Below are 6,541 nucleotides of genomic sequence, written 5' to 3'. Positions count from 1 at the left end.
CGGCGCGGGCGGTGGCGCGGGATGCGGCGCGCGGGCGCCGCGGGCGGCAGGATGCGGCGCGCGGGCGGCGCCCGCGGCGGCGATACGTCGCTGTCTCGCCGCGGAGCCGCGCGCCGCGGGTTAGCGGCGCCACTCGACGGCGCAGCGGACCACGCGGTCCAGTTCGCGGACCGGCAGGGATGCGCCGATGGCCTCGCCCACGATCGCTCCGTCGCGCAGCACGAGCACGCATGGCGCCCAGGCGGACCACCGCGCGTACGGCGCGGGCACGTCGCCGGGCGCCACCGGTACGACCGCGACGTGCGGGGCGTGGCGGGCGGCGATCGTCGCGACGCGCGCGTCGAGCGCCGCTCGGGGAGCGGCCGGCTCGCGGATGTACAGCAGGGTTACCCGTGCGCGCTCGGCTTCGCGCGGCTGCGCCGTCGAATTTGCAGTGGCCATGCGGTCCCCCTCGGTGGTCGTGTTCGCCTAGGCGATCGATCGGGTTCGCGTGACTGCCGGTCGGCCCGGGCGGCCGTGGCGTCGTCCTTCGCGCCGGTAGCGTGTGCCCTCGACGTCCCGACCGCGCCCGGTGTGCCGCGGCCTCGCCGCGATCGCGCCGGACTCGGCGCGTGCGGGCGCGCGGAAGCCGGGTACGAGCCGGCGGCACCGCACGCGTCCCGCGCCCGGAGCGCTCGCCAGGCAGGGCACGGCGCCATCGTCCGTCGCTCGGAGCGCGTCGCCCGGAGCGCTCGCCAGGCAGGGCACGGCGCCATCGTCCGTCGCTCGGAGCGCGTCGCCCGGAGCGGCGCTGCCGAGGCGCTCGCCGGGTGCGCTCGCTGCCGTTCCGCCGCTCGCTCAGTGCAGCGAGTCGGAACTGGGCACCTCGGCGGACACGTCCACGTCGGCGTCTGCGGTGTCGTTCCCATTGCCGTTGGTCGGCGCGCGCCGTCGGGCGGCCGCTTTGGCGGCGCGGTCCTTGTCGTCTTTGCGGTCGTCCTTCCGCCCGGCACCATTTCCGGCCTGCTTGCGCGCGCCGTTGGCCTTTTTCTTGTGCTGCTCGGCCATGGCCGCTTCGCGTTCGAGTTCGCGCTCCTCGCGCCATTTCTCGCGAAGCCGGCGCAGACCGCCGAGCATGACTTCGGCAATGAGCTCGTCGTAGTCCATGCCGACGGCGCGCGCGATCAGGACCAGGTCCGAGTAGTCGGGCGTGAGCCCCGGCAGCGGGTTGATCTCGAGGACGTAGATCTGCCCGTCGTCCGCCATGCGCAGGTCGACCCGAGCGACGTCGCGGCAGTCCAGTGCCCAGAACGTCTCGCGCGCGATCTTCTCGATGGCGCGCAACTCGGTGGGGGTCAGCTTGGCGGGGCACTCGTAGTAGACGTGCTTTTCCCACTCCTGCTTGACCACGTAGTCGTATACCGGCCGCTCGATGGACTTGTCGCGGAAGATGATCTCCATCGGCGGCAGGACGCGCGGCCGCTTGTCGCCGAGCAGGCCGACCGTGAACTCGCGGCCCTTGATGTACTCCTCGACGAGCACCGGCTGCTTGTAGCGCTCGAGCAGGTTCTGGACCGCCTCGCGCAGCTCGTCCTCGTTGTCGACCACGTTGGTCGACCCGATTCCCTTGGACGAACCTTCGGCATTGGGTTTGACGATGAGCGGGAACCGCAGGTCGGGTGACAGGCGCTCGCGTCCGGTCTCCATGACCTGGAACGCCGGCGTCAAGATGTCGTGCTGCATGAGCACTTTCTTGGCCAGCGCCTTGTCCAGCGCGATCGCGAGGGTGGCCGAGTCGCTGCCCGTGTACGGGATGCCGAGCAGCTCGCACAGTGCCGGCACCTGCGCCTCGCGGTTGCGGCCCTCGACGCCCTCGGCGATATTGAACACGAGGTCGACGTCGGCCTCGGCGAGGACGCGCGGCAGGTCGGGCGTGGCCTCGAGGTGGACGACGATGTGGCCCTGGCGAGCGAGCGCGTTCGCGATGGCGATGATCGTGTCCGGCGGGTCGAACTCGGCGTGCTCGTCGGTTTCGTGCTCGCGCTTGACGTTGTACGTGAAGCCGACCTTGATCGTCCGGCCGCGGCGGCGCCGCCGGCGCAGGCCGAGTTCGCCTGCAGTGGCGACCCCCTGGCGAATCGCCGACGCATTGAGCACCGCTTGGATGGTCTGGTCGTAGCTGAGCTGGTACTGCGCCGTGGCCGCGACGATCGAGGACTGGCGCTCCAGCGACGGCAGCGCGTTGACCTCGAGCAGGTAGATGCGGTCGTTGTCGCCGATGCGGAAGTCGATGCGCGCCAGGTCCTTGATGCCGAGCGCCCGGATGGCGGTGTGGCTGATGGCGCGCAGGCGCGCGGCGACGTCGCGGGGGATGTCCGCCGGGCAGCGGAACTTGACTGCGCCCGGCTCGAGGATCTTGAGGCGGTAGTCGTAGACGTTGTACGGGTTTTCGTGGTCGGGGTCGACGATGTGCTCGACCGGCATCAGCAGGCCGTCGTCGTGGCCGACGCCGTCGATGTATCCGATCGACACGTCGATGCCGGAGATGAACTCCTCGACCAGGACGCCGTCCGGGTAGGCGCGCAGCCCGGCGCGCAGCAGCCGGCACAGCGCGGCGTGGTCGTGCGCGACCGAATCGGTGCCGATGCCCTTGGACGACCCCTCGTAGTTCGGCTTGACGATGACGGGAAACGCGAGGCCGACGCCGCCTTCCACCACCTGCGCGAGACTCGCGTCCGTCACCAGGCGCGCGCGCGGGCTGTCGATGCCGTACTGCGACAGCACGACCTTCGACAGCCACTTGTCGAGCGTGAGCGTGAGCGTGTAGGCGTCCGACCCGGTGTACGGCACGCCGAGTTCCTCGAACAGGGTCGGGTAGAACGCCTCGCGCATGCGCCCGCGCGCGCCCTCGGCCGTGTTGAAGATGATGTCCGGGTCCGACGACTCGAGCCGTTCGAGCAGATTGGACGCGGAGCCGGACACTTCGATCTTGTCGACCTCGTGGCCGGCCGCCTCGATGGCGCTGGCGATCGCGTCGACCGTTTCCGCAGTATCGAACTCGGCTTCTTCTTCCGAGTCGGACAGGCGCAGGTTGTGCGTGAACGCGACCTTCATGATGAATGTTCTTCCTTTATCAGACGAGTGTGACAGTCAGTGCAAGTTCTTTCCGTGGTAAACGGATCGCATGGCGGTGCACGAAACGATCGACGTTCGCTCCACGACGCGCGAAGAGCTCATCGACATCACGCGGCTCGTTCGCGATGCGATCCGCAACACCGGCGTGACCAGCGGGCTCGCGGTCGTATTCGTGCCGCACACGACCGCCGCGATCGCACTGCAGGAAAACAGCGACCCGAGCGTCAAGTCCGACATGCTCTCGCACCTGCGCGCGCTCGTTCCGCGCGACGTCGGCAGCGGCCGGCACGCCGACGACAACGTCGACGCTCACATCAAGGCGGCGATCGTCGGCCAGTCGCTCACGGTCGTCGTCGACGGCGGCAAGCCGGTGCTCGGCCAGTGGCAGGCCGTGTTCTTCTGCGAGTTCGACGGGCCCCGCCAACGCCGCGTGCTGGTGCGCGCGGTCGCCGACGCGGCCCCGCGGCGAGCCGCGCCGTAGGCGGCCGGTCGGATCGCGGCTACACTGACCGGCGGCGGACCGCCGGCCGGGCGGCACGCCGTATCGCCATGGTCGAGCCGAATGCCACCGCCGTCGCACCGCCGAACCGTCGCTCGACGCATCGGGTGCCGCGCGCGCGCGCCGCGGCCGCCGTCGCGCTGGCTGGGATCGCCGCGTGCGGCGGCGTGCAGCGCCCGGCCGTTCGCGTCCCGGCCGCTGTGAAGTCCGCCCGCGCCGAGCCGCCCGCCGGCGCGACGCCCCGCGCCGAGCCGCCGGCCGCCCCGCGGGTGTACCGGTTCGAGCCGATGCGCATCGACGTCGTCACGGACGACACCGGCGCCGAGCGCGTCGTCGCCTACGACGCCGGCGACCTGCTGGATGCGGGCAACGAGGCGCTCGCCGGCGGGCGCGCCGACGAGGCGCTGCGCTACTACGACCAACTGCTGGCCGACTTCCCCGACTCGGCGCTCGTTCCCGCCGCGCTGTTCAACGCCGGCCTCGCGCACGAACAGCGGCGCGAGTGGGACCGGGCGATCGCGCGGTACCGCGAGCTGGCCGAATCGCCGGCGGCGCGCGCGGCCGATGCGATCGACGGCGCGCTCCGGCTCGCCGCCGTGCTCGCGGAACTCGAACGGTGGGGGGAGGCGACGGCGGCGCTCGAGCGGTTGCTCGCGCGAGACGATCTGTCCGACGGCGCGCGCATCGAGGCGCTCGCTCGACTCGGCTACGTCCTGATCGAGAGCGGCGACTACCCGGGTGCCGAGGACGTGCTGCGTTCCGCGCTCGCGTACTACGACGACATCCGCGACCGGGTCGTGCTCGACACCGACTACTACGTCGCCATGTGCCACTACTACCTGGCGCAGATTCCGCACCGCGAGTTTCTCGCGATCCCGATCCGGCTGCCGGACAAGCAGACCAAGCGCGACCTCGACGCGAAGGCGGACCGCCTGCTCATCGCGTACGACCGGTATCTGGCCACGGTCGAGGTCGGCAACCCCTACTGGGCGAGCGCTGCCGGCTACCAGCTGGCGTCGATGTACAAGCAGTACTGGGACGCGCTGGTGCGCGCGCCGATTCCCCCGCGCCTGGGACCCGAGGCGGCCGACCTGTACGTCAAGGAGGTCCACCGGTTGTCCCGGCAGTTCCTCGACAAGGCGCTGGCCGCACACCAGAAGAACGCGTCGCTCGAAGACCGCGGCATCCGCACCGTGTGGACGGAGGCGTCGCGCGAGCAGGTGGCGGTGATCACCGACATCCTCGCACGGGAGGCCGCGGGGGAGCTGGTCGTTCCGGAAGCGGGCGATGCGGCGGCGCCGGCGCCGCGCCTCGATCCCGACGCCGGCACCGCGGCGGTGGACTACGTGCCGGGCCGCGTCGACCTGTAGCGCGGGGCGGCGGCGCCCGCGGCCGGGCCGCACCGCCTCGCCGCGCGTCCGCCGCGCTCGCCCGCGGCCGGCGAGCGGCGCTCATCGCGCGCGCCACGAGCTTTTACCCGCGAGCAACACGCGCGAAACACGCGCCTGATACCTCCTTGGGGGAGCAGCCAGCGATACCGGCGCTCGGCGCCGCCCGCTGCACAGGAGGATCTAGATGGAAGCCGCTGACGTCAAGTTGATGCTCGACACCGTGTGGGTGCTGCTTTGCGCCGCGCTCGTGTTCTTCATGAACGCGGGGTTCGGCTGTGTGGAGTCCGGCCTCGCCCGCTCGAAGAACACGGTCAACATCCTCGCGAAGAACTTCATCGTGTTCGGGTTCGGCGTGATCGGCTACTGGGCCGTCGGCTACGGTCTGATGTTCGGCGGCGGCAGCGGCTTCGCCGGCACCGAGGGCTGGCTGTTGTCCGGGCTCGACGCGGAGCCGGGATCGCTGCCGCTGGCCGCCGTGTTCTTCTTTCAATTGTGTTTCGCCGTCACGGCCGCCACCATCGTGTCGGGGGCGGTGGCCGAGCGCATCCACATCAAGGCGTTCCTGGTGTTCTCGGTCGTCCTCACCACGGCCATCTATCCGATCGTCGGCCACTGGGTGTGGGGCGCCGACGGCTGGCTCGCCGCCCGCGGATTCACCGATTTTGCGGGCTCGACCGTCGTGCACTCGGTCGGCGGCTGGGCCGCGCTGGCGGGCGCGATGCTGCTCGGCCCGCGGCTGGGCAAGTACTCGGCGACCGGTGCCGTGCAGCCGATCCCCGGCCACAGCATGCCGCTGGTGTTCCTCGGCGGCATGATCCTGTGGCTCGGCTGGTTCGGGTTCAACGCCGGCAGCCAACTCGCCGCCGACCCCGAGGCGATCGCCCACATCTGTGCGACCACCGCGCTCGCGGCGTCGTTCGGCACGGTGTCGGCGACCCTGTGGTCCTACGTCCGTGCCGGCAAGCCCGATCTCACGCTGATCGTCAACGGGATGCTCGGCGGCCTCGTCGGCGTCACCGCCGGCTGCTCGGTGGTCGAACTGGAAGGGGCCGCGGCGATCGGCGCGATCGCCGGCGTGCTCGTGATCGAGGCGGTCATGTGGTTCGACCGCGTGCGCATCGACGATCCGGTGGGCGCCACGTCGGTGCACCTGGTGTGCGGCGTGTTCGGCACGTTGATGGTCGGCGTGTTCGGCCATCGCGGAGTCGGCGGCTTCGAGGGCCAGGGGCTGGTGTACGGTGGCGGCCTCGCGCAACTCGGTACGCAGGCGCTCGGCGCGGTGGCCGTCGGCGCGTTCGTGTTCCCGATCGCGGTGGCGGTGTGGTTCGCGCTCAAGCGGACGATCGGCATCCGCGTGTCGGAGGAGGACGAACTCGCCGGGCTCGACCTGGCGGAACACGGGATGGAGGCCTATCCGGAGGCGCCCGAGCGCGACAGCCGGTTGGCCGCCGCCCTCGCGCGCGAAGCCGCACCGGACGCGGACCTCGTCCCGGCGGCGACCCCTCGCGGCTGACGGACGGCACGGACGGGCGGCGGG

5 protein-coding genes are annotated in these 6,541 nt (G+C 71.3%); 3 read left to right on the top strand and 2 right to left on the bottom strand.

Translation table 11 applies throughout. The annotated features are described in order from the left end of the window. Positions 1-120: 120 nt before the first annotated feature. Together D6689_20645 and D6689_20640 are read right to left on the bottom strand one after the other, a co-directional pair. Positions 121-441 carry a hypothetical protein gene (locus D6689_20645; protein RMH37861.1) on the bottom strand — a complete coding sequence of 107 codons (321 nt, stop codon included), beginning with the start codon at positions 439-441 and terminating at the stop codon, positions 121-123. A gap of 396 nt (positions 442-837) precedes the next feature. Further along, the gene (locus tag D6689_20640) at positions 838-3,093 is read right to left on the bottom strand and encodes an ATP-grasp domain-containing protein (GenBank protein RMH37860.1); all 2,256 of its coding nucleotides are present in this window, start codon (positions 3,091-3,093) and stop codon (positions 838-840) included. Between the two features lie 70 nt (positions 3,094-3,163). Here D6689_20640 and D6689_20635 point away from each other — a divergent pair, with 70 nt between their 5' ends. From D6689_20635 to amt, 3 genes are all read left to right on the top strand, one after another. After that, on the top strand, positions 3,164-3,595 hold the full coding sequence (locus tag D6689_20635; protein RMH37859.1) for a YjbQ family protein: 432 nt from the start codon (positions 3,164-3,166) through the stop codon (positions 3,593-3,595). Between the two features lie 68 nt (positions 3,596-3,663). Then, positions 3,664-4,983: a hypothetical protein gene (locus D6689_20630; protein RMH37858.1), complete on the top strand. Its 1,320-nt coding sequence runs from the start codon at positions 3,664-3,666 to the stop codon at positions 4,981-4,983. Positions 4,984-5,188: 205 nt separating this feature from the next. Further along, complete coding sequence (amt, locus tag D6689_20625; protein ID RMH37857.1) at positions 5,189-6,517, top strand: ammonium transporter; 1,329 nt, start codon at positions 5,189-5,191, stop codon at positions 6,515-6,517. The last annotated feature ends 24 nt before the right edge of the window (positions 6,518-6,541 follow it).

The organism is Deltaproteobacteria bacterium, from assembly GCA_003696105.1.
In the GTDB taxonomy this organism is placed as follows: Bacteria; Myxococcota_A; Polyangia; order Haliangiales; family J016; genus J016.
This window is presented reverse-complemented; position numbering and strand designations above follow the sequence as displayed.

Excerpts from the sequence above, each read along its gene's own strand:
- D6689_20645 (RMH37861.1), bottom strand. The coding sequence starts at position 441 with ATGGCCACTGCAAATTCGACGGCGCAGCCGCGCGAAGCCGAGCGCGCA.
- D6689_20640 (RMH37860.1), bottom strand. The coding sequence starts at position 3,093 with ATGAAGGTCGCGTTCACGCACAACCTGCGCCTGTCCGACTCGGAAGAA.
- D6689_20635 (RMH37859.1), top strand. The coding sequence starts at position 3,164 with ATGGCGGTGCACGAAACGATCGACGTTCGCTCCACGACGCGCGAAGAG.
- D6689_20630 (RMH37858.1), top strand. The coding sequence starts at position 3,664 with ATGGTCGAGCCGAATGCCACCGCCGTCGCACCGCCGAACCGTCGCTCG.
- amt (RMH37857.1), top strand. The coding sequence starts at position 5,189 with ATGGAAGCCGCTGACGTCAAGTTGATGCTCGACACCGTGTGGGTGCTG.